The following is a 21,609-nucleotide window of genomic DNA, read 5'->3' on the forward strand; positions in this document are numbered from 1 at the left end:
ATTTCGTGAGTTCTGGGTTATCCTTTCATATCTGTAATGTCATCCGTAAGTACCTGCTTGATGTTGCGGTATACGTTGATGATGATGGCAATGGCCACAGCGGTTTCTGCTGCAGCGATGGCAATGCCGAACAGGCTGAAGAAGTGACCTTCCAGCTGGTCGGGGAAAAGATAACGGTTGAATACGGCAAAGTTGATGTTGGTGGCATTCAGCATCAATTCAACTGAAATAAGCAGTGCCAGCAGGTTCTTGCGGGTAAAGAAACCATATATTCCGCAAAACATCATGACCGTGCTGATCACCAGATAATGTATAACGTGTATTTCTAATTCCATAATGCTGAGGGATTTATTTTTCTTTTCGTGCGATTAAGATACTTCCTATCATACAGGCAAGCAGCAATACGCTCACTACTTCGAAAGGTAAAACAAACTGATGTTTTCCGGTGCCGATAAGCGCCAGACCGATTTCACGTGCCGGAAGTTCCACTCCCTGCGGAATCATGTTGAGAGCAAATCCGTTGGTGAATACCAGGAAGAGTACCAGTGCGGCACCTGCTAGGGTAGTCAGCAGTACACTGACAAGCTTGGCCTTCCGGATTTTGTATTTCATGTCTTTGTCCGACTGGGTCAGCAGGATAGAGAATACATACAATACCACAATACCTCCGGCATAGACCATCAGCTGTACCGCACCCAGGAAAGTGTATCCCAGGATACCGTAAAGAGCGCCTGTACCGAACAGAACAAACAGCAGATAGGTGGCAGCGCGCAGGATTTTACCTGTGGTGACTGCCAGAACAGAGCAGACTGCAATGGCTGCAGCTACTACATAAAATGCGATTTCTTGAAGTGTTATTCCCATTTTCTTGTTTATTTGGCAAGTGTTGAACCTTCGTGGTTGAGTGTCTGAACCAGTTTTTCTTTCTCGAATACGGCGTTTTCAAAATCGTTGCTGAATTCGATGGCGCCGTGAGGACAGGCATTGACACACAACTGGCAGAACATGCATGATCCTAAGTTGTATTCGTATTTGACAAGATATTTCTTTTTCTTGCCTTCTTCATCTTCCCGGGTTTCTGAGATGACTTTGATGGTGCCGTTCGGGCAAGCCATCTGGCACAGTCCGCAGGCAACACAGTGGTGCTGGTTCTCTGCATTGTGTACCATAATCAGCCGGGCACGGTGGCGTTCCGGAATGTGGAGCGTCGTGTGACGGTTTTCAGGATACTGTTCGGTGACCTTAGGCTGCCAGAATACTTTCATGGAAGTGCGCATACCTGTCAGCAGACTCTTTACTCCGGAAACATATCCTTTGATATATGAATTGAAACTACTCATTGTCTTAAATTTATTAGTCAGTTAATTAAAATACCCAGCCGAATACCTTGCAGACTGTCATGGCGAGCAGTACCAGCAGTGACAGCGGCATCAGGTATTTCCATTCCAGAATCAGTACCTGGTCGATACGGAGACGGGGGAAGGTCCAGCGTATCCACATCAGGAGGAAGACGATAAAGAAGGTCTTTCCTACAAACCAGAGTACACCGGGGATGTAGTCCATTACGGCGTTGAAGCCATCAAGGCCTGCAATGTGCAAAGGCATCCATCCGCCCAGGAAAAGAGTGGTTGCGATACCGGCGGTAATGAAGAGGTTCAGGTATTCTGCCAGATAGAAGAATCCGAAATGCATACCCGAATATTCCGTATGGTAACCGGCGGTAAGTTCCTGTTCTGCTTCTGCCAGGTCGAACGGGCCACGGTTGGCTTCCGCATTACCGGCAATCAGGTAGATGATGAAGGCTACAATGGCTGGCAGATGGCCTTTGAAGATGTTCCATCCGTTGGCCTGGTTGTTTACGATTTCCTGAATGTCCATCGTGCCGCTCATCATGACCATGGTGAGTACCACCAGTCCGATGGACAGTTCGTAACTGATGATCATCGCTCCGCTTCGTACCGCTCCGATCAGCGTATACTTGCTGTTACTACTCCATCCGGCAAGCAGAATACCCAGTACGCCGATGGAAGAAGCTGCCAGAACGAAGAAAATACCGATGTTCATGTGAAGGATTTCTCCTCCCTTGTTCCATGGCAGACAGGAGAAAGTCAGGATGGAAGCCAGAATCACCAGGAACGGAGCCAGGTTGTACAGGAAATGGTCGGACTTTTTCAGTTCGATGATTTCCTTGGTCAGGATTTTCAATACGTCGGCCGGTACCTGGAGCAATCCTCCCTTACCTCCTACACGGTTCGGACCGATACGGCACTGGAAGGCCGCACATACCTTACGTTCCATGTAGATCAGGATAATGGCCAAGACGGCATAAAGTACCAGAATGAAGACTCCGACTGCCAGTCCTTCCAGAAAAATGGCCAGCTCTTCGGGCATAATACTGCATAATGCAGCATGAATGGCCGTCAATAAAGGTTGAAGGTTATAATAATCTAAAAACATAATTACTAATTGAAGGGTTATACTTAACGGTCAATGTCTGGAATCACATAGTCCAGCGTTCCACCGATGGCAATCAGGTCGGCAATCTTGTTTCCTTTGCATACCGTATCCAGTGCATGTACCAGAGGAAGTCCGGTAGAACGGTAGTGCAGACGGTAAGGCGACTTGTCTCCGTGGCTTTCCAGCATTACCGCAAACTCACCACGGCTGCTTTCTACGGCTGCCGAATAATTGCCTTCCGGCAGTTTGATGATTGCTTTGGTCTTTACGCGGTATTCGCCTTCCGGAATGTTGTCAATCAGCTGTTCGATGATGTGGCAGGATTCCATGATTTCATCCATACGGACCATGTACCGTGCAAAGGAGTCACCTTCTGTATAAAGGATTTCCTTGAAGTCAACCTTGCCGTACATCGCATACGGATGATGCTTCCGCACGTCATTGGACCATCCGGATGCACGTCCGGAACCACCGGTCACACCCAGTGAGATGGCATCTTCCCGGCGCAGCAGTCCCACACCCTTCAGTCGGGTAGTGGCAATGACGTTTCCGGTAAAGATATCGTGATAATCCTTGATGACACTGCGCAGGTGCTTGATGAATTCTTTTACCTTACGCTGGAAGTCCGGATGAATATCGGCCTGTACACCTCCAATCATGTTGTAGTTCTGTATCAGACGTCCGCCGGTAGTCTCTTCGAAGATATCCAGAATCATTTCACGTTCACGGAAACCGTAGAAGAACGGTGTCAGTCCACCCATATCCATTACCAGACAAGAGTAGAACAACAGGTGTGAGTCGATACGCTGCAACTCGTCCATGATGGTACGGATGTACTGGGCACGCTCGCTGATTTCAATGCCTGCTGCCTTCTCGATACACATACAGAGGGCATGGCGGTTCTGATGTGCGCTCAGGTAGTCCAGACGGTCGGTCAGTGCCAGTGTCTGAGGATACGTAAGACTCTCGTTCATCTTTTCGATTCCCCGGTGGATGTATCCGCAAATCGGATCAACCTTGGATATGGTTTCTCCTTCCATTGAGGTACGCAGACGAAGCACTCCGTGAGTAGAAGGGTGCTGCGGACCGATGTTGACCACAAAGTCTTTCTGGTCGAAAACAATGTTTTTACGGTCGGCAATCGTACCGTCTGGGTTCAGGTAATATTCGTCGGTGATATCGGCATTTTCCTCATTGTCCATGTTCAGCGGGTTGGAATTCATGTCGTAATCCTTGCGCAACGGATATCCTTTCCAGTCTTCACGCAAGAAGATGCGTCGCATATCCGGATTATTCAGAAAGCGGATGCCGAAGAAATCGAATACCTCTCTTTCCTTAATTTCCGCAGTCTTCCACAAATCACAGACCGAAGGAATGAATGCCTGTTCGCGGTTGTTTACGCTTGTCTTCAGCACAATCTGCTGATGAGTCCGGGTAGACTCCAGATAATATAAAGCTCCCAGTCCGTTTTCTCCCCAGTCCATACCTACGATGTCGCGCAGGTAATCCATCGGTTCCTCGGGATCATGGCAGACGCGTTCGGCCACCATACGGAATGACTCCACCGGAATTTCGGCTATCCAGTCGCCTTGCGTAGAAATTGTAATATCGGCAGCCAGTCCGGAGATTTTTTCTTTTATATCCATGATTTTAATAGTTTATGCGTTAACGAACGTGCTGTTCGGTTTCGTTTTCTTTAGGCTCTTTTTCTTGGCGGTTCACTCCTCCGAGGAATTTTTCCACCTTAATCTTACGCTGGAGCTGCATCATTCCGTAGTAGAAAGCTTCCGGTCTTGGAGGACATCCCGGGATGAATACGTCTACCGGAATGATTTTGTCAATACCGTTCACTACGTGGTACGATTTGATGAAAGGTCCTCCCGAAATCGTACATCCTCCTACAGCCACTACGTATTTGGGCTCTGCCATCTGGTCGTACAGACGCTTCAGTACCGGAGCCATTTTATAGGTGATGGTTCCCAACACCATGATCATGTCCGCCTGACGGGGAGAGTTTCGCGTAACCTCAAAGCCGAAACGGGCCATATCGTAGCGGGCAGCTCCCAGCGCCATGAACTCGATGGCACAACAGCTGGTACCGAAGGTCAGTGACCAGAGGGAATTGCTGCGTCCCCAGTTAATCAGATCGTCCACTGTTCCCAGAATTACTCCGGCTCCGTCGCGGTTCAGTTCCTTGACCAGTCTTTCCAGATAGTCATTGTTCTTGAACTCTTCGTATTTCATGGAGCGGATCTCCGTCTTTTCTTTTACTCCCATTCCAATGCTCCTTTCTTCCAGGCATAAGCCAGACCTAAAATTAATATCACTAAAAAGAAACCGACACTAACCAGTGCGTAGGCTCCAACTTCTGAAACCACTACAGCCCATGGGAACAGGAATACCGTTTCGATGTCGAACATCAGAAACAGGATGGCAAACAGGTAATATCCTACCTTGAACTGTACCCAAGATCCTCCGCGTGTCGGAATACCGCATTCATAAGGCTCTCCTTTCTGTGGATTGAATGAGCGGGGAGCTATCAGCTTGGCAATGGTCATTGCGGCTACCACCAGGGCTATAGCTGTCAGAATAACGACAATAATGAATGTAAAAAACATATATATAAAATTTAATTTTTAATAGACACCCTATATGTAAAATGAGCAACGTCGGATAAAACGCTCTTTATCCGATACAATAAGGGGTAAATTCCTTATTATCAAGGAATTTTTCAGATGAGAATTTTCTCGAGGGTATAAATGTAGTAGTCAATTCTTTTACAGGCAGGCAGCCCGTTGTATTTTCCCGGCAGCATGTTCTTGTACATGCCATATTCGGAATGATGGCCCAGGGGCAGGATGGTGCAGCGCAAGGCCCATTTCATGTCATTGTTGCTTCCGCTGTGAAAAGCCAGCGAAACCGGAATGTTGGCATTGTCCGAATTCAACAGAAAATTAATCAGGATATCTGTTTCGGAATGAGAGGCAGTAACCTGCTCGGTCATCTTGCTGTCGGGGATAATTTCTTGATTCGCAATTTCTTCGGAAAGGGTATAAAATGCACTTCCTATAACCTGTGTTATAAGAAAAAAGAAGATAACTGTAATTGTTTTTATCCACTTATCCATACCCTACCTACTGAAAAACGCTGCAAATATAACATATTTATTTTAAGTAAGGTACGCTTATCCCCATAAAAAATTAAATGGCAGTTATCGCACACGGTCAATTTGCGACAACTGCCATTTTATTGTATTTCTGAAATCCGTAACGGATCAGTTGAAAAATTTTTCCAGTTTTTTGATCATCATACCCAGGCAGAATACTACCACATGGTCGTTTTCCTGGATGGTGGTATTACCTGTTACCAGGATACCTTCGCCGTTTCTGATCAGTCCACCGATGGTCGCCCCCTTGGGAAGTCCTACGTCCTTCACCTGTGAGCGTGTAATCTTGGAACCGGCCTTGGCAGTAAACTCTGCCACATCGGCGTCTGCGAATGTCAGACATTTTACATTCGATACATCCGCATCCAGCATCATCTGATAGATGTGACTGGCGGCAATGAACTTCTTGTTGATGACGGTACCGATATCCAGACTTTCCGCCATACTGATGTAGTCGATGTTCTCTACTTCGGCCACTGTCTTGCTTACTCCCAGTCGTTTGGCTGCCAGACAGGCCAGGATATTGGTCTCCGCACTTCCGGTCAGAGCCACAAATGCCTCGGTATTCTTGATGCCTTCCTCCATCAGCAGTTCGATGTCGCGGCCGTCTCCGTTGATGATCATCACATCATCGTCTACCAGTTCGGTCAGTCGGTTGCAGCGGTTGAAATCATTCTCAATGATCTTGGTATGCATGTACTCCGGCATGTACTGTACGGTACGTACGGCAATCCGGCTTCCTCCCATGATCATGACATTGCGGATGTCGGCGTAGTTGTCTTTTCCCGAGATTTTCCGGATGTACGGAATGTATTTCTTGGTCGTCGTAAAATACACCACGTCATTCAGCCGGATGGTATCGTCTCCTCGCGGGATGATGGTTTCGTTGTTCCGTTTGATGGCTACGATATGGAACGGAATGTTCCGGCCTCCCAGTTCGTGAAGCGGTACGTTCAGAATTTCTGCCGTATCGGTCATCTTGGTTCCCAGAAGCACCAGTGCTCCTCCGGCAAACTCCCACCATTGTCTGATCCAGCTCATTTTCACTGCATCTACAATTTCCTTGGCAGCCAGCATTTCCGGATAAATCAGCGAATGCACTCCCAGTCGGGCAAAAAACTCCTGATGCTTGGGCAACAGGTATTCATAGTTGTCAATTCGGGCAACGGTCTTTTTGGCTCCCAGACTGGTAGCCAGCATGCAGGCAGTCATGTTCTGACTTTCGTTGGGAGTAACGGCAATGAAAAGATCCGCTCCAGCCACTCCTGCTTCTTTCAGGCCGGAAATAGAGGTGGGCGACAGGTTGACTGCCATCAGGTCGAAATTATTTCCCAATTTCCCCAACTTCTCCTCATTTTCATCCATCAAAATGATGTCTTGCTTCTCTCCGGACAGCAGTTTTGCCAGGTGGGTACCTACTTCTCCTGCTCCTGCAATAATTATTTTCATGAATTCAGTGTATCAGTTAATGTATTATATATACTTTCTTTGTCAATTTTACAAATCCTGTAAAGGTCCTTGACCGGTCCGTGCTGGACAAACTTGTCGGGGATGCCCAGGCGTCTGACAGACGGACAGTAGTTGTTGTCGGAGAAGAACTCCAGCAGGGCACTTCCCATTCCGCCTTTCAGCACTCCGTCTTCTACGGTAATGACTTTCTTGAAACGCTGTCCGATTTCGTGCAGCATACCTTCGTCCAGAGGCTTCAGGAAGCGCAGGTCGTAATGTGCTATGCTCTTTCCGGTTTCCTCCTCACACCGTCTGATGGCCTCTCCGGCTTCGTTTCCGATGGGTCCGATGGTGACGACAGCCAGGTCGGTTCCGTCTTTCAGTTTCCTTCCTTTACCGACTTCAATGGCTTCCAGCGGACACTTCCAGTCGGTCAGTACCCCTCTGCCACGCGGATAGCGGATGGCAAAAGGTCCCATATCCGGCAGTTGGGCCGTATACATCAGGCGTCTCAATTCCTTTTCATCCATCGGGGAAGCAATGGTCAGGTTGGGAATCACTCTCAGATACGCCATGTCGAACACTCCGTGATGTGTCGGTCCGTCTTCTCCTACCAGTCCCGCACGGTCCAGACACAATACCACATGAAGCTTTTGGATAGCCACATCGTGGATGATGTTGTCGTATGCCCGTTGCATGAAAGAAGAGTAGATGTTGCAGAAAGGCACCAGCCCCTCCTTGGCCATACCTCCGGAGAATGTAACGGCATGTCCTTCGGCAATTCCCACGTCAAAAGCCCGTTTGGGGTATGCCTTCATAAGCATGCTCATGGAGCAGCCTGTCGGCATGGCCGGGGTAACTCCTATGATCTTGTCATTCTTTTCGGCAAGTTCCACCAGGGTAGTACCGAATACATCCTGGAACAAAGGCGGCAGGTTCTGGGTATCATTGACGATACGTTCTCCTGTTTCCTTGTCGAATATTCCCGGTGCATGCCAGATGGTAGCGGCTTCTTCGGCCGGCTTGAATCCTTTTCCCTTTTTGGTATGTATATGAAGCAGCTTCGGGCCCTTCATGTCCTTGATTTCTTTCAGTACCTTTACCAGGGCATGTACGTCATGTCCGTCTATCGGTCCGAAATAACGGATATTCAGTCCCTCAAAAATATTCTGCTGCTGGGTGATTACTGATTTCAGGCTGTTGTTGAAACGGATCATGCTCTTTCTCCGCTCTTCATTCAGCCATCCCCACTGATGGAGCAGTCTGGACAACTTGTATCTCATCCGGTTATATCCTTCCGAGGTCTGCAGATTGAGCAGGTACTGTTTCATGCCTCCCACGCTCCGGTCGATTGCCATGTTGTTGTCATTCAGTATGATGAGCAGGTTGTTTGGGGTAGAAGAAGCGTTGTTCAGTCCCTCAAAAGCCAGTCCCCCGCTCATGGAACCGTCTCCGATGACGGCCACTACATGACGGTTCATTTCCCCTTTCTGGGCAGCGGCCACTGCCATACCCAATGCTGCGGAAATGGAATTTGAGGCATGTCCGCAGGTAAAAGTATCGTATTCGCTTTCAGCCGGTGAGGGGAAAGGACACAATCCGTTTAACTTGCGGTTGGTGCAGAAACGGTCCCGGCGTCCGGTCAGAATCTTATGTCCATACGCCTGGTGTCCCACATCCCATACAATACGGTCCTCCGGGGTGTGGAATACATAATGAAGTGCGACGGTCAATTCAATGACCCCCAGGCTGGAACCAAAATGTCCAGGGTTACGTGACAGTTCATCTATGATCTTTTGCCGGAGTTCTTGACAAACCTCAGGCAATGCATCTTCTGCCATGTGGCGCAAGTCTGCTGGGCTATCAATTTTGTTTAACAGTTCGTATGATGTAGGCTGTTCCATCCGTTTTCTCAAATATTAATTGCACAAAAATACGATAAATATATGTAATGTGTTTACATTTGTATCAAAAATAATGTATTGTGTTGGAGTATGGAATTTAGAACTAGGGTAGAATTACCGGAAAAGGGACCGGAAATCAAGCATTCCGACAGTTTGATGCTGTGGGGATCGTGTTTTGCGGAAAATGTGGGCAATCTGTTGACCGACAACAAGTTTTCGTGTGATGTCAATCCGTTTGGAATCTTGTACAATCCTTTGTCCATCGCCAAAGCCTTGCAGCAGTTGCTTGAGGAGAAGGTTTATGAACTTTCGGATTTGGAGTACCGTAACGGTCAATGGTTCAGCCTGATGCATCATACTTCTTTTTCTTCGGCCGACAGCCGGCAGACGTTGCAGTGCATCAATGAACGGCTGGAATCGGCTGCCCGTTCGCTGAAAACGGTAAATTGGATGATTTTTACATGGGGAACGGCCCGCGTATACGAATGGAAAGAAAATGGAGAAGTGGTAGGAAACTGCCACAAGTTGCCCGACCGCCTGTTTTCCCGCCGTCTGCTGGAAGTGGACGAAATCACCCGGTTGTATACCCCTCTGCTGGACCGTATCCGGCAGGTCAATCCCGGTGTCCGCTTTCTGTTTACGGTCAGTCCGATCCGGCATGCCAAGGACGGGATGCATGGCAATCAGCTTAGTAAGGCAACTCTCTTGCTGGCCGCCGATTATCTGTGCAGCCGGTACAGCGACTGTCATTATTTCCCTTCTTACGAAATCATGATGGATGAACTGCGCGATTACCGTTTCTATGCCGACGACATGCTTCATCCTTCCCCTCTGGCGGTAAAATACATTTGGGAATGTTTCTGTTCTTCCTACATTACAAAGGAGACAGAAACTGTGATGAAAGCCTGGGAAGACATCCGTAAGGGGATTGCCCACCGCCCTTTTGATGCAGAATCGGAAGCATATCATCGCTTTTTAAGTCAAATTCTGTTAAAAATAGAGCAGCTAAAAGAAAAATTTCCGTATTTAGACGTGCAAAATGAAATAGAAATATGTCAAGCTCGATTGAAGAAATAGCTTCCATCTTGGGAGCCAAAAGATTAGGAAACCATCCCTCAACTATTGACTGGATACTGACCGACAGTCGTTCCTTGTGTTTTCCGGAAGAAACGTTGTTTTTCGCCCTGAAAACCAAGCGCAATGACGGGCATAAATATATCCCGGAACTTTACGTCCGTGGGGTTCGTAATTTTGTGGTATCTGAATTGCCGGAGAAGCCCGGTGATTATTCCGATGCCAACTTCCTGCAGGTAGGCGATACCCGCCGGGCCTTGCAGCGGCTGGCAGCCAAGCACCGCGAGCATTTTCAGATTCCGGTAGTGGGCATTACGGGAAGTAACGGAAAGACAGTCGTAAAGGAGTGGCTGTATCAGTTGCTGAGTCCGGAACGCACCGTTACCCGTTCTCCGCGGAGTTACAATTCGCAGATTGGAGTGCCGTTGTCTGTATGGCTGCTGAATGAGCATACGGAACTGGGTATCTTTGAGGCCGGTATCTCTGAAATGGGAGAGATGGAGGCACTGCAGCCCATCATACAGCCTACGATTGGAGTGATTACCAACATAGGGGGGGCACATCAGGAGAACTTTGCTTCGTTGCAGGACAAGTGTATGGAGAAACTCCAGTTGTTCAAGGACTGCGACGTGATAGTATACAATGGAGACAATGAACTGATCAGCAGTTGTGTAGCCAAGAGTCTGTTTACTTCGCGTGAGATAGCCTGGTCAATGAAGGATAATGAACGCCCGTTGTATATTGAACGGATTGAAAAGGATGATAAAGGTACGACAGTCAAGTACCGCTACCTGGGCTTCAATAAGGAATACCGTATTCCGTTCATCGATGATGCTTCCATTGAAAACTCACTGAACTGTCTGGCGGTGTGTCTGTACCTGATGCTTTCACCTGAAAGCATTGCCGAACGGATGGCCCACCTGGAACCGGTAGCCATGCGTCTGGAAGTCAAGGAGGGAAAGAACGGTTGTGTACTGATTAACGACAGTTATAATTCTGACTTTGCTTCTTTGGATATTGCGCTCGACTTCATGGCCCGCAGAACAGAAGATAAGGGACGGAAACGGACCCTGATTCTTTCGGATATACTGGAAACCGGACAGCCCAGCAAATTGCTTTACCGTCAGGTGGCCGAACTGGTCCACAGCCGTGGGGTAGACCGCATCATCGGAGTGGGAGAGGAAATTTCGGCTGCGGCTTCCCGTTTTGAGATTGAAAAAGCGTTTTTCCGTTCAACTTCTGAATTGCTGGAATCGGGACTGCTCACTTCTTTACGCAATGAAGTGGTGCTGATCAAGGGGGCACGCGCCTTCCATTTTGATGAGATTTCCGACCGTCTGGAGCAGAAGGTACACGAAACTATATTGGAAATCAACCTGAATGCATTGGTTGACAACCTCAATTATTACCGCAACAAACTGAAACCGGAAACCAAGATGGTGTGTATGGTCAAGGCATCGGCCTATGGAGCCGGTTCGTTTGAAATCGCCAAGACGCTCGAAGATCATCGGGTGGATTATCTGGCTGTGGCGGTGGCCGATGAAGGTGCTGACTTGCGCAAGGCAGGTATCAACAGTTCCATCATGATCATGAATCCGGAACTGACTGCATTCAAGACCATGTTCGACTATAAACTGGAACCGGAGGTTTACAGTTTCCATCTGCTCGATGAACTGATCAAGGCTGTCGGCAGGGAAGGGGCTTCCAGTATTCCGATTCATATCAAGATTGATACGGGTATGCACCGTCTGGGCTTTGCCCCTTCGGACATTCCGCAGCTGATTGACCGGCTGCAGCGTCAGACTGCCGTAATTCCCCGCTCAATCTTCTCACACCTGGTGGGTAGTGACTCTGCTACTTTTGATTCGTTTACACGCCGTCAGATTGAGACCTTCGAGGCAGCGGCCGATGCGCTTCAGGCAGCTTTCAGTCACAAGATCCTCCGTCATATCTGCAACACGGCAGGTATTGAACGCTATCCGGGAGCACAGTTTGAGATGGTCCGTCTGGGTATCGGTCTGTATGGGGTGGATCCGTTTACCAACAAGATGCTCCGTAATGTCAGTACCCTCCGCACAACCATCCTGCAGATTCATGATGTGCCGGCCGAAGATACGGTGGGATACAGCCGCAAAGGTCATCTGGACCGGGATTCGCGGATTGCAGCCTTGCCTATCGGATATGCGGACGGTTTGAACCGTCACCTGGGCAACGGTCACGGATACTGTCTGGTTAACGGACAGAAGGCGCCTTATGTGGGCAACATCTGTATGGATGTATGTATGATTGATGTGACCGACATTGATTGCAAGGAGGGAGATTCTGTCATTATCTTCGGGGATGATCTGCCGGTTACGGTATTGGCGGAACAGTTGAATACTATTCCTTATGAGGTGCTTACAGGGGTGTCAGCCCGTGTAAAACGGATTTATTATCAGGATTAGTCGGCGAACGGAAGAACGATTCTGCAAAAAGCTGTATCATTTCGGCTGCTTCGGGGATTGTTTCCGTTCAGTATTACATAAATAAGAGTCATGACTGACGTTGGGGCCGTGGGATTGCTTCAAAGTCGGTCATGGCTCTTCTTTTTTGACAGTATTTCTTGCTCCGGAATTTGGATGAGGCAGCTGCAGTGTGGCGGAAGGGTTGCAAAACGTAATTAAAATCCCCTTGTATTTTAAAAAATAATTATATTTGCATAATGAAAATATCGAAGTAGAAGAAAAACACATTCCAATAACTTTAAATGGATATATTATGGATCATACTTATATTATCGGTGAAAAAATACATGTACTCAGAACCGTTAAGGAAATCAGCATAGAGGCTTTGTCGGAACGTACGGGACTGACGGTGGAGCAGATTATCCGCATTGAGAACAATACGGACATTCCTTCGCTGGCACCGCTGGTGAAGATTGCCCGTGTACTGGGAGTGCGTTTGGGTACTTTCCTGGATGATCAGGCCGATGAGGCAGCCCCGGTGGTATGCCGTCGCGGAGAGGCCGACAATACCATCAGTTTTTCGAACAATGCGGTAGATGCGCGCCAGCATATGCATTATCATTCGTTGTCGCGCAACAAGACCGACCGTCATATGGAACCTTTTATCATTGATATTGATGCTCAGGAGGAACAGCAGTTCCATCTTTCGGCCCACGAGGGAGAAGAGTTTATCATGGTATTGAAAGGACTGTTGGAAATCAGTTACGGCAAGCATACTTATGTGCTGGAACAGGGAGATACCATTTATTACGACTCCATTGTGCCTCATCATGTGCATGCTTTTGAAGGGCAGGGAGCCCAGATCCTGGCTGTCATTTATACACCGGTTTAATTTTTCGGCTTATGTTACAATTATCAGAACGTACGTTGGGCGACTGGCTGGAGCATTGGGCCGCCGTTACCCCCGATAAGGAATATATCGTTTATTCAGACCGCAACCTCCGGTTTACGTGGAGCCAGTTCAACAAGCGGGTGGACCATATGGCCAAGGGCTTGCTTGCCATCGGTATCACACACGGTACGCACGTCGGTATCTGGGCGGGAAATGTCCCCGACTGGCTGACTTTCCTGTATGCTTGTGCCAAGATCGGTGCGGTAGCGGTTACGGTCAATACCAATTACAAACAGGCTGAGCTGGAGTATCTGTGTCAGAATTCGGACATGCATACGCTGTGTATTGTAGATACGGAGAAGGATAATAATTTCGTGGAAATGACCTACCGGATGCTTCCCGAACTGAAGACCTTTGAGCGTGGCTATATGAAGAGCAAGCGCTTCCCGAAGATGCGCAACGTGATTTATATCGGTCAGGAGAAATTCCGTGGAATGTACAATACGGCAGAGATTTTATTGCTGGGCAATCATGTGGAGGATGAGGCACTGCTCGAAGCCAAGAAGAAGGTTAGTTGTCACGATACTGTCAATATGCAATACACCTCAGGTACCACCGGTTTCCCGAAGGGAGTGATGCTGACGCATTATAACATTGCCAACAACGGCTTTTTGACGGGTGAGCACATGAAGTTCACTGCCGACGACAAACTCTGTGTCTGTGTACCTCTGTTCCATTGTTTCGGTATTGTACTGGCTACGATGAACTGTCTGACACACGGTTGTACTCAGGTAATGGTAGAACGGTTCGACCCGTTGGTAGTATTGGCATCGGTGCATAAGGAACGGTGTACTGCACTTTATGGGGTGCCTACCATGTTTATTGCCGAATTGCATCATCCGATGTTTGACCTTTTCGACCTGTCAAGTCTGCGGACCGGTATCATGGCCGGTGCCTTGTGTCCGGTGGAACTGATGAAACAGGTGGAGGAGAAGATGTTTATGAAGGTAACCAGCGTGTACGGGCTGACGGAGGCATCTCCGGGCATGACGCATACGCGCATTGATGACCCTGAGGAGGTGCGTTTTACAACCGTAGGCCGTGATTTTGAGTTTACGGAAGTCCGGGTCATTGACCCCGAAACCGGTGAGGAGTGTCCGGTGGGGGTACAGGGAGAGATGTGCAACCGGGGATATAATACCATGAAGGGGTATTATAAGAATCCGGAGGCGACTGCCGAAGTGATTGATGCCAACGGTTTCCTGCATTCCGGTGACCTGGGTGTGAAGGATGAAAACGGTAATTACCGGATTACGGGACGTATCAAGGACATGATTATCCGCGGTGGAGAGAATATCTATCCGCGTGAGATAGAGGAGTTCTTGTATCAGATGCCTGGAATCAAGGATGTACAGGTGGCCGGAATCCCGTCCAAGAAATACGGGGAGGCGGTGGGAGCCTTTATCATTCTGCACGAAGGTGTGTCGATGAGCGATTTTGATGTGCGTGATTTCTGCCAGGGAAAGATTGCGCGCTATAAGATCCCGAAATACATCTTCTTTGTCAAGGAATTCCCGATGACAGGTAGTGGAAAAATCCAGAAGTTCAAGCTGAAGGATATCGGACTGGAGATGTGCCTGGAACAGGGAATTGAAATTATCTGAGCCTGATGCTTATATATATAAGAACGAGAGGGTTGGTCTGTGGATATCGGACCAACCCTCTCGTCTTCAGGCAAGGGGATAGACTTGCTTTTCCCGTTGTGTGGTTTTGTCTTTTATTTAATGATTTTCACCAGCAGTTTCTTTCCGTGAAGCTTTCCTTTAGTATCAAATGCTTCCGATTTGATCAGTCCTACCTCTTTAGCATACCATTCGGTAATCCGCAACGTTTCTGTTTTCAGCAGAATCTTGGTACGTTTCAGGTAAGAGATCTTGGTACAGTCAAATTTACCGGCAGTTGTGCTGATACGTTCTTCTCCCATGTAAGCAGCTCCCGATATATTTACCTCATTCTTCAGCATGTTGTTGATGTATGAGTATGAATAGTCGGGAATGGTGACTCCGGCACGTGCACCGTCTTTGATGATGAAGGTGTTGTCACCCTTGAACTTGATTTCTTCGGCCATTGCTTCACGGGTCTTGGCATCGTATTTGGCAGGGTCGGAATCCGATTTGATGTACGGTCCGTACATCAGGTCCTCCTGGCAAACCGTCTGACTGCCGTCATAGCTCCAGTTGTGCAGCGTATAAGAAGTATTGTTTTTGGTCTTGTTGGTCACAATCTTGGTCAGATATTGTGCCACAGTGACTCCGTCTTTGTTTCCGGCATTGTATACAGTAGTGGTTTCGTTGGAGATACTCTGTCCGGCTTCATCGTAATTTACATAATGAAGTTCCGTTTTGTTGGCCGTACAGAAGTATTGTGCCCGTACGGCAGTGCACAGCAACAGGGCTGCGACTAAGAAAAGGCTCTTTTTCATTGTGCTATTTTGTTTATTTATTTTCTTATTCACGCTGCAAAGTTACTACAAAAAAGTGAAATGCGGAAAGATATAGTGATAGAATTGAGTTACAAGGGTTTTGGTTGAAGTGGCGATAATCCGTGAAGCCATTACAATCCCTGCCGAAGCCAAATCCTGACGCCGCTACGTTACTTGTTCGTAACCATGCCCGAAAATGCGACAAACGGGTACGAATAGCGAAACAAGGCTCTAAGGAATAGTGAGTTATCCATAACTCATGCGAAAAATCAGGTTACGGAAAAAGATTGCGCCGTTCCTCCCCGTTTTGCGTACCAACACCGGACTCTTCACCAACTAATTTTGAAACCCAAAAATTAAGGACAATGAAGAGTACATTTTCAGTAATCTACTACCTCAAAAGATTTTTATATCAAATTACATTCTGATATAGAATAACTTACACGGATTTTACATTTTAACAGGTTACGATTTGCCAACTTGCAGACTTCATCGTATTTCTCAAATTTGCTTTTCAAATAACGCTTGTATTTTGGGCAAAGGTACTACTTTCTGCTGAATATATAGCGCATTACCAAATAAAATTTTGTATTTTTGCAGTCGTTAATCAAGAATGATGTGTGCATGAATCGGATAAAAGAGGAATTGGAAGCCAAGGGTATTAGCCAAACAGAATTGGCGAACAGGCTTGGAAAGACTTTTAATATGGTCAATTTATATGCCACAAACAAAGTACAACCTCCTATTCCTGTGCTATATCAAATTGCAGACATTTTGAATATTGATGTGCGAGTTTTACTCGTTCCCAACAAAATCGAAGAGTAATCACTATATGGCGAAGAAAGAGGTTAAGACAGACCTTTGGGTTTATGAATTATTGCAAGAAGCAGATATTTATTTAACGCCACAAGGGTGTGATATAAAAGAAATAGACGAAGCTTTAAAAACAGCTTCAAAATCAAAAACAGGTCATGCAGGCTATCCCGAATACTGTGGGGTGGTCAAGGATTTTGTTCTTGTGATTGAGGATAAGGCATCTCTTGATAAACACGCCTACAAGGATGAAAATGGCTTGCTCTCCCAAGATGTAAAGTTTGTTAAGGATTATGCTGTCAATGGTGCTCTGTATTATGCTTTGCATTTAGCAGCCAACACTTCATACAACAAAGTCTTAGCCTTTGGCGTGTCGGGGAATGAAAAGCATCATAAAATCACACCCCTTTTTGTGAATGAGCGCGGCGATTATCAAGAGTTGCCCGATGTGGAAACATTCATTTCTTTCAATGAAGCCAACATCAATGAATACTACTTGAAAGAAATACTGCAAGAAGAAACCGATGTAGAAAAAACAACGGCTGAAATTCTAAAAGATGCCGAGAAGCTGCATAACGACTTGCGTAACTATGGAAATCTGACAACAGAACAAAAACCGCTGGTCGTGTCAGGAATAATGCTGGCATTGAGGGAAATAGAGGAAAAAACATTCTCCATCGAATCCCTGATTGGCGACCCGATAAAAACAGACGGCCAGAAGATATATGAAGCTATTGAAAGCAATTTGAAGAGGGTTAATGTTACGCCTGATACCAAACGAGATAAACTACTCAGCCAATTCTCTGTCATAAGAGACACAACAAAAATAAACGAGAAAGATGCCACATTGGGTAAAACGCCATTGAGACATTATGCCGAGTTCCTGTATAACAGCATATTCAAGAACATCAGGTACCATAATTCGTCAGAAGACTATTTAGGACGGTTTTATGGCGAGTTTATGTCCTATTCGGGTGGGGATGGGCAGACATTGGGTATAGTGCTTACGCCAAAGCATATAACGGAATTGTTTTGTGAATTGGCACAACTCGAACCGACAGATAAGGTATTTGACCCCTGTTGCGGAACGGCAGGATTCCTCATTGCTGCAATGCACAAAATGGTGAAGATGACAGAGGATACAAACCAACAAAAAAGCATTAAACGTGACCAACTATTTGGCATTGAGCTACAGCCGTATATGTTCACGATAGCGACAACCAATATGATTTTGCGTGGCGATGGAAAAAGCAACCTGCACAATAAAGATTTTTTGAAAGAGAATCCCAAACAGCTACAACTGAAAGGATGTACAGTCGGCATGATGAACCCTCCCTATTCCCAAGGCTCTAAAGCTAATCCTGATTTGTATGAGATTAGCTTTACCGAGCATTTGCTCGACTCATTGACAGAGGGTGCGAGGGCTATTGTCATTGTACCACAATCTTCTGTTACCGGCAAAAGCAAAGAAGAACAAAATATCAAGAACAGCATACTGAAGCATCATACCTTGGAAGGTGTTATTACCTTGAATAAAAACACTTTCTATGGAGTTGGAACAAACCCATGTATAGCAGTATTTACGGCAGGAATACCGCACGACAAGAAACATCTCTGCAGATTCATCAATTTTGAAGATGACGGATTTGTAGTGAGCAAGCATATCGGCTTGGAAGAGACCGCAAGTGCCAAAGACAAGCGTCAGCATTTGCTTGATGTATGGTTTGGACGGATTGAAGCAGAAACCAAGTTCTGCGTGGAAACTACTATTGAAGCGGAGGACGAGTGGCTTCATGCTTTCTACTACTTTAATGACGAGATACCCTCGGAAAAGGATTTTGAGAATACTATGGCCGACTATCTGACCTTTGAGTTCAATATGATAACTCACGGCAGGGGGTATTTGTTTGAAAATTCTGTAAATCCAACCGTAAACGAGCATGAATAAGTTTGAAGATAAGAATTGGAAAGACTTTTATCTGTCAGAGTTTTTCTGCTGTGAGAAAGGAAATCAAAACAATATGGCATCATTGCAGACAGGCGACATACCTTTGGTTTCAGCAAAAAAATGTGATAACGGATATAAAGATTTTGTAGCTCCTAACGGGAAAAAACAATTTCAGGGAGATATTATTACCTTGAACAATGACGGAGATGGTGGAGCTGGTATCGCATACTATCAACCATACCAAATGGCTTTAGATAGTCATGTAACTGCGCTTATTCCATTAGTGCCGATGAACAGGCATATACTCTTATTCGTGGCAATGTGCATCACCAAACAACGTGAGCGGTTCGGGCATGGATATTCATTGAACAGCAACAGGTTAAGGTCGTTCAAACTAATGTTGCCATTAAACCAAGATGGTACAGCACCGGATTGGGCTTTTATGGAAGCCTACATGAAGCAAAAAGAACAGCAGATATTGAAACCTACAATAGAAAGATTATGCAAACAACTGATAATCAACAATATACTGGGGGGGGTAAATCGCTACACTCCAATTGGAAAGAGTTTGTCTTTGGTGAAGAATTTTCTATTCAATCCACTAATAGCGGCATAGACAAGAATAAACTTAACCAAAAGGAAGGAGTTATTCCGTATATTACTCGGTCTGACTTGAATAACGGAATGGATATGTTTGTAACAGAACAGTCATCTCGCTATAAAGTTGATGAAGGTAACGTAATAACCATCGGTCTGGACACACAAACAGTATTCTATCAGCCCACTTCTTTTTATACAGGGCAGAACATACAGATTATCAGACACGCGAAGCTGGACAGATACAATGCGATGTTCTTGATTGTTGCAATAAAGAAACTCGTGGAAAAGTTCAGCTGGGGAAGTTATGGAGCAACACTTACGAGATTAAGGAAAAGTCGCGTATATTTACCTGCCACCGATAAAGGCGAAATAGATTTTGATTTCATGTCAGCATTCATGAAAGATGTTGAGTACAATATACTCAACACCACGCTTAATGTCTTCAAGGACAGAATAAGTGTTAATAAATCCAAATCGGGGGGGTGATTTGGAAGAACTTCCTCTTGTGTGAACTATTCCCTACTCTCATTGCAGGAAAATCGAAAGGACTTAACCATATTGAAAAATCAGATAGAGGTATTAGTTATCTTGGTGCAACCAATCAGAATAATGGTGTACTATGTTTTGTAAGCAGAGATAAAGCGACAATTCAAAAAGGCAACTGTATAGCCTTTATTCGTAACGGAGAGGGGTCAATGGGCTATTCTGTGTACAAAGCTGAAGATTTCATAGCAACCTCCGATATGACATTAGGCTATAACAACCACCTTAATAGATATACAGGTACATTCATTACAACCATTGCAGACCGTGTCAGGGGGAAATATAATTTTGGATACAAACGAAGTGCCAATCGTTTATCCAAAGAAATCATTACGCTTCCTGTTGATAATAATGGCTCTCCCGATTGGGAATATATGGAGAACTATATGCGTAATATCGAAAGCGAACAAATATTATCGTATCTAAAAATGATACGGAATGACTTTTCTCAAATTTAGAGATTAGGATTCCGTATCAATGAGTTAAATGCTTTATAACCTCATACCCCGTTTGCATTTCTTCTTTCTGCGAAGTATCTCCGCCATTTCCTGATTGGCTTCCGCATCAGCGGCATTGTAAGATGAGCCACTGCCATTCAGCAGTCCCAATGAACCGTTGAACAACTCGCTTTGTGCCGTGCCGGATGGTGCACTTGGTATAACCGCTTCATGTGCTTTGGCAGTCATTCCCATACGTTCCTTGCATCTGTTGTGCTGCAAAGCATTGTCTATTTTGGAATAGCTGAAACGTCTGTCCACTTTGGAGCCGTTGAAGCGATAGCCGTTCTTGGTGAAGACAACGCCCTGTATCTCATTGGTCTGTCCTCTGTGGCTGAAATGCACTTCCACACCTTGCCGTTTCAGGTTGGCGACAAGCACGTCCCAGTTGCCGCACCTACCGACTTCGGCTTTGAGAATGTCGTAAAGCTCGTACTTCGTCTTGTCCGGCTCTTTCAGGCGGTTGCGCTTGACATTATCCTTGCCATTTGCCATGTGCAAGCCGTATTTCAAGGTCAGTTCCTTGCAGATACGGGTACTGCGCAGACGCTCGTGCCTGTCCGAAATGGTATTGCCGTTGTTGTCTATGCGGTTGAAGGCGATATGCACGTGCGGATGTTCCTTGTCAAAGTGCCGGGCGATAAAGAATTGCGTGTTCTTAATCCTCATCCGTTCCATGTATTCAAGTGCAATCCCTGCCATGACACGGTTCGTCAGTCGTGGCTCATCCTCTTTGGAAAAGCTCAAAGCGATATGCCCGACAGGTTTGGCTACCTTGCCGTTCATCTGCGACTGCGCATTGAAACTCATAGCGATGGTTTCCCTGTTTTCCATGAACAAATCCTTGTATGCGACAAATTGGGCATTTTTGCCTTTGTCAAGGATGTAGTCCACCACACCCTTGAAGTCGCTTCCCTTTACGATTTTCGCCATCATATCCCTATCTTGGTTATCAGTTCGTGAATCCTTGCCACCGCCACCTTGCAATCCCACTTTTCATCATGGAAACCTCCGGCATTTGCCTTGTGCGCAAGCTGGTTGAGATTGTTCGCCATGCCGCAGAGCTGGCGGATGAATCCGGCGTGTTCCTCCGACAGCCGTTCCTTCACATGACCGTTGCGGAAACATTCCCTCATGTACTCGCTCGGCGGTACGCCTGCCTCATACGCCCGTGTCAGCAGACGAAAGTAATCGGCAGCCGCCATCTTCACCGCGACACGGTATTTCAGTTTCTCGGTCGCTTCCTTCTTGGGGCGACCTCCCTTATTACGTTCCTTGTGTTCCTTATCTTGTTCCATATTTCATTTATTCCATTACGTTAGTGATTATACTGTATAGAC

Annotated in this window: 22 protein-coding genes; 9 read left to right on the forward strand and 13 right to left on the reverse strand. The window is 46.4% G+C overall.

Annotation, left to right across the window (positions count from 1 at the left end; all coding sequences use genetic code 11):
* Positions 1-17 precede the first annotated feature (17 nt).
* The 10 genes from nuoK to dxs form a co-directional block, all read right to left on the reverse strand.
* Entirely contained in the window at positions 18-335 is a 318-nt protein-coding gene (gene nuoK / locus H3001_RS00420) for an NADH-quinone oxidoreductase subunit NuoK (RefSeq protein ID WP_178245833.1), read from the reverse strand.
* A gap of 13 nt (positions 336-348) precedes the next feature.
* Positions 349-864 (reverse strand): NADH-quinone oxidoreductase subunit J family protein, encoded by a 516-nt coding sequence (locus H3001_RS00425; RefSeq protein WP_178245835.1) that lies wholly within the window; start codon positions 862-864, stop codon positions 349-351.
* A gap of 8 nt (positions 865-872) precedes the next feature.
* A complete protein-coding gene (locus H3001_RS00430; protein WP_178245837.1) occupies positions 873-1,340 on the reverse strand; it encodes a 4Fe-4S binding protein in 468 nt (155 codons plus the stop codon).
* Between the two features lie 25 nt (positions 1,341-1,365).
* Positions 1,366-2,457, reverse strand: a complete 1,092-nt coding sequence (gene nuoH, locus H3001_RS00435; protein WP_178245840.1) for an NADH-quinone oxidoreductase subunit NuoH — start codon at positions 2,455-2,457, stop codon at positions 1,366-1,368.
* A 23-nt stretch (positions 2,458-2,480) separates the two neighbouring features.
* Entirely contained in the window at positions 2,481-4,022 is a 1,542-nt protein-coding gene (locus tag H3001_RS00440; RefSeq protein ID WP_394367778.1) for an NADH-quinone oxidoreductase subunit D-related protein, read from the reverse strand.
* Positions 4,023-4,122: 100 nt separating this feature from the next.
* The gene (locus H3001_RS00445; protein WP_178245844.1) at positions 4,123-4,734 is read right to left on the reverse strand and encodes an NADH-quinone oxidoreductase subunit B; all 612 of its coding nucleotides are present in this window, start codon (positions 4,732-4,734) and stop codon (positions 4,123-4,125) included.
* Positions 4,725-5,075: an NADH-quinone oxidoreductase subunit A gene (locus H3001_RS00450; protein ID WP_178245847.1), complete on the reverse strand. Its 351-nt coding sequence runs from the start codon at positions 5,073-5,075 to the stop codon at positions 4,725-4,727. The genes H3001_RS00445 and H3001_RS00450 overlap by 10 nt, the downstream gene beginning before the upstream one ends.
* A 113-nt stretch (positions 5,076-5,188) precedes the next feature.
* Positions 5,189-5,584 (reverse strand): hypothetical protein, encoded by a 396-nt coding sequence (locus H3001_RS00455; protein WP_181213750.1) that lies wholly within the window; start codon positions 5,582-5,584, stop codon positions 5,189-5,191.
* Positions 5,585-5,731: 147 nt separating this feature from the next.
* Positions 5,732-7,072 carry a Trk system potassium transporter TrkA gene (trkA, locus tag H3001_RS00460; protein ID WP_178245852.1) on the reverse strand — a complete coding sequence of 447 codons (1,341 nt, stop codon included), beginning with the start codon at positions 7,070-7,072 and terminating at the stop codon, positions 5,732-5,734.
* Positions 7,069-8,976 (reverse strand): 1-deoxy-D-xylulose-5-phosphate synthase, encoded by a 1,908-nt coding sequence (gene dxs, locus H3001_RS00465; protein ID WP_178245854.1) that lies wholly within the window; start codon positions 8,974-8,976, stop codon positions 7,069-7,071. The genes trkA and dxs overlap by 4 nt, the downstream gene beginning before the upstream one ends.
* Before the next feature lie 90 nt (positions 8,977-9,066).
* Between dxs and H3001_RS00470 the strand changes: the two genes are divergently transcribed.
* The 4 genes from H3001_RS00470 to H3001_RS00485 all read left to right on the forward strand — a co-directional run bounded on the left by H3001_RS00470 (position 9,067) and on the right by H3001_RS00485 (position 15,050).
* Positions 9,067-10,053 (forward strand): GSCFA domain-containing protein, encoded by a 987-nt coding sequence (locus H3001_RS00470; RefSeq protein WP_181213751.1) that lies wholly within the window; start codon positions 9,067-9,069, stop codon positions 10,051-10,053.
* Entirely contained in the window at positions 10,029-12,494 is a 2,466-nt protein-coding gene (locus tag H3001_RS00475) for a bifunctional UDP-N-acetylmuramoyl-tripeptide:D-alanyl-D-alanine ligase/alanine racemase (RefSeq protein ID WP_178245859.1), read from the forward strand. Before H3001_RS00470 ends, H3001_RS00475 begins: the two co-directional genes overlap by 25 nt.
* 313 nt (positions 12,495-12,807) lie before the next feature.
* Positions 12,808-13,386, forward strand: coding sequence for a helix-turn-helix domain-containing protein (locus H3001_RS00480; protein ID WP_181213752.1), 579 nt, complete (start codon positions 12,808-12,810; stop codon positions 13,384-13,386).
* 11 nt (positions 13,387-13,397) lie between these two features.
* Positions 13,398-15,050 carry an AMP-binding protein gene (locus tag H3001_RS00485; protein ID WP_181213753.1) on the forward strand — a complete coding sequence of 551 codons (1,653 nt, stop codon included), beginning with the start codon at positions 13,398-13,400 and terminating at the stop codon, positions 15,048-15,050.
* Between the two features lie 113 nt (positions 15,051-15,163).
* Here H3001_RS00485 and H3001_RS00490 read toward each other — a convergent pair whose 3' ends face one another.
* Positions 15,164-15,868 (reverse strand): TapB family protein, encoded by a 705-nt coding sequence (locus H3001_RS00490; protein WP_178245865.1) that lies wholly within the window; start codon positions 15,866-15,868, stop codon positions 15,164-15,166.
* Positions 15,869-16,492: 624 nt separating this feature from the next.
* On the opposite strand from H3001_RS00490, the gene H3001_RS00495 reads away from it, so the two are divergent.
* Genes H3001_RS00495 through H3001_RS00515 form a run of 5 tightly spaced genes read left to right on the forward strand, consistent with a single transcriptional unit; the run spans position 16,493 to position 20,230 of the window.
* On the forward strand, positions 16,493-16,693 hold the full coding sequence (locus tag H3001_RS00495) for a helix-turn-helix domain-containing protein (RefSeq protein ID WP_138273195.1): 201 nt from the start codon (positions 16,493-16,495) through the stop codon (positions 16,691-16,693).
* 7 nt (positions 16,694-16,700) lie between these two features.
* Positions 16,701-18,629, forward strand: coding sequence for an HsdM family class I SAM-dependent methyltransferase (locus H3001_RS00500; protein WP_181213754.1), 1,929 nt, complete (start codon positions 16,701-16,703; stop codon positions 18,627-18,629).
* Positions 18,622-19,245: a restriction endonuclease subunit S gene (locus H3001_RS00505; protein WP_181213755.1), complete on the forward strand. Its 624-nt coding sequence runs from the start codon at positions 18,622-18,624 to the stop codon at positions 19,243-19,245. The genes H3001_RS00500 and H3001_RS00505 overlap by 8 nt, the downstream gene beginning before the upstream one ends.
* Positions 19,131-19,715, forward strand: coding sequence for a restriction endonuclease subunit S (locus H3001_RS00510; RefSeq protein ID WP_181213756.1), 585 nt, complete (start codon positions 19,131-19,133; stop codon positions 19,713-19,715). Before H3001_RS00505 ends, H3001_RS00510 begins: the two co-directional genes overlap by 115 nt.
* Positions 19,712-20,230, forward strand: a complete 519-nt coding sequence (locus H3001_RS00515) for a restriction endonuclease subunit S (protein ID WP_171030138.1) — start codon at positions 19,712-19,714, stop codon at positions 20,228-20,230. Before H3001_RS00510 ends, H3001_RS00515 begins: the two co-directional genes overlap by 4 nt.
* A 33-nt stretch (positions 20,231-20,263) precedes the next feature.
* Here H3001_RS00515 and H3001_RS00520 read toward each other — a convergent pair whose 3' ends face one another.
* Both H3001_RS00520 and H3001_RS00525 read right to left on the reverse strand, forming a co-directional pair.
* The gene (locus tag H3001_RS00520; protein ID WP_181213757.1) at positions 20,264-21,205 is read right to left on the reverse strand and encodes a relaxase/mobilization nuclease domain-containing protein; all 942 of its coding nucleotides are present in this window, start codon (positions 21,203-21,205) and stop codon (positions 20,264-20,266) included.
* Positions 21,202-21,567, reverse strand: coding sequence for a MobC family plasmid mobilization relaxosome protein (locus H3001_RS00525; RefSeq protein ID WP_138273189.1), 366 nt, complete (start codon positions 21,565-21,567; stop codon positions 21,202-21,204). The genes H3001_RS00520 and H3001_RS00525 overlap by 4 nt, the downstream gene beginning before the upstream one ends.
* Positions 21,568-21,609 lie beyond the last annotated feature (42 nt).

Origin of the sequence: Phocaeicola faecicola, assembly GCF_013618865.1 — a bacterium.
GTDB classification, from domain to species: domain Bacteria; phylum Bacteroidota; class Bacteroidia; order Bacteroidales; family Bacteroidaceae; genus Phocaeicola; species Phocaeicola faecicola.

Coding starts and splice junctions, on each gene's coding strand:
- nuoK (WP_178245833.1), bottom strand. CDS start 335: ATGGAATTAGAAATACACGTTATACATTATCTGGTGATCAGCACGGTC.
- H3001_RS00525 (WP_138273189.1), bottom strand. CDS start 21,567: ATGGAACAAGATAAGGAACACAAGGAACGTAATAAGGGAGGTCGCCCC.
- H3001_RS00430 (WP_178245837.1), bottom strand. CDS start 1,340: ATGAGTAGTTTCAATTCATATATCAAAGGATATGTTTCCGGAGTAAAG.
- H3001_RS00520 (WP_181213757.1), bottom strand. CDS start 21,205: ATGATGGCGAAAATCGTAAAGGGAAGCGACTTCAAGGGTGTGGTGGAC.
- H3001_RS00495 (WP_138273195.1), top strand. CDS start 16,493: ATGAATCGGATAAAAGAGGAATTGGAAGCCAAGGGTATTAGCCAAACA.
- H3001_RS00500 (WP_181213754.1), top strand. CDS start 16,701: ATGGCGAAGAAAGAGGTTAAGACAGACCTTTGGGTTTATGAATTATTG.
- H3001_RS00505 (WP_181213755.1), top strand. CDS start 18,622: ATGAATAAGTTTGAAGATAAGAATTGGAAAGACTTTTATCTGTCAGAG.
- H3001_RS00485 (WP_181213753.1), top strand. CDS start 13,398: ATGTTACAATTATCAGAACGTACGTTGGGCGACTGGCTGGAGCATTGG.
- H3001_RS00470 (WP_181213751.1), top strand. CDS start 9,067: ATGGAATTTAGAACTAGGGTAGAATTACCGGAAAAGGGACCGGAAATC.
- H3001_RS00425 (WP_178245835.1), bottom strand. CDS start 864: ATGGGAATAACACTTCAAGAAATCGCATTTTATGTAGTAGCTGCAGCC.
- trkA (WP_178245852.1), bottom strand. CDS start 7,072: ATGAAAATAATTATTGCAGGAGCAGGAGAAGTAGGTACCCACCTGGCA.
- nuoH (WP_178245840.1), bottom strand. CDS start 2,457: ATGTTTTTAGATTATTATAACCTTCAACCTTTATTGACGGCCATTCAT.
- H3001_RS00445 (WP_178245844.1), bottom strand. CDS start 4,734: ATGGGAGTAAAAGAAAAGACGGAGATCCGCTCCATGAAATACGAAGAG.
- dxs (WP_178245854.1), bottom strand. CDS start 8,976: ATGGAACAGCCTACATCATACGAACTGTTAAACAAAATTGATAGCCCA.
- H3001_RS00490 (WP_178245865.1), bottom strand. CDS start 15,868: ATGAAAAAGAGCCTTTTCTTAGTCGCAGCCCTGTTGCTGTGCACTGCC.
- H3001_RS00455 (WP_181213750.1), bottom strand. CDS start 5,584: ATGGATAAGTGGATAAAAACAATTACAGTTATCTTCTTTTTTCTTATA.
- H3001_RS00480 (WP_181213752.1), top strand. CDS start 12,808: ATGGATCATACTTATATTATCGGTGAAAAAATACATGTACTCAGAACC.
- H3001_RS00510 (WP_181213756.1), top strand. CDS start 19,131: ATGCAAACAACTGATAATCAACAATATACTGGGGGGGGTAAATCGCTA.
- H3001_RS00475 (WP_178245859.1), top strand. CDS start 10,029: ATGTCAAGCTCGATTGAAGAAATAGCTTCCATCTTGGGAGCCAAAAGA.
- H3001_RS00450 (WP_178245847.1), bottom strand. CDS start 5,075: ATGTTTTTTACATTCATTATTGTCGTTATTCTGACAGCTATAGCCCTG.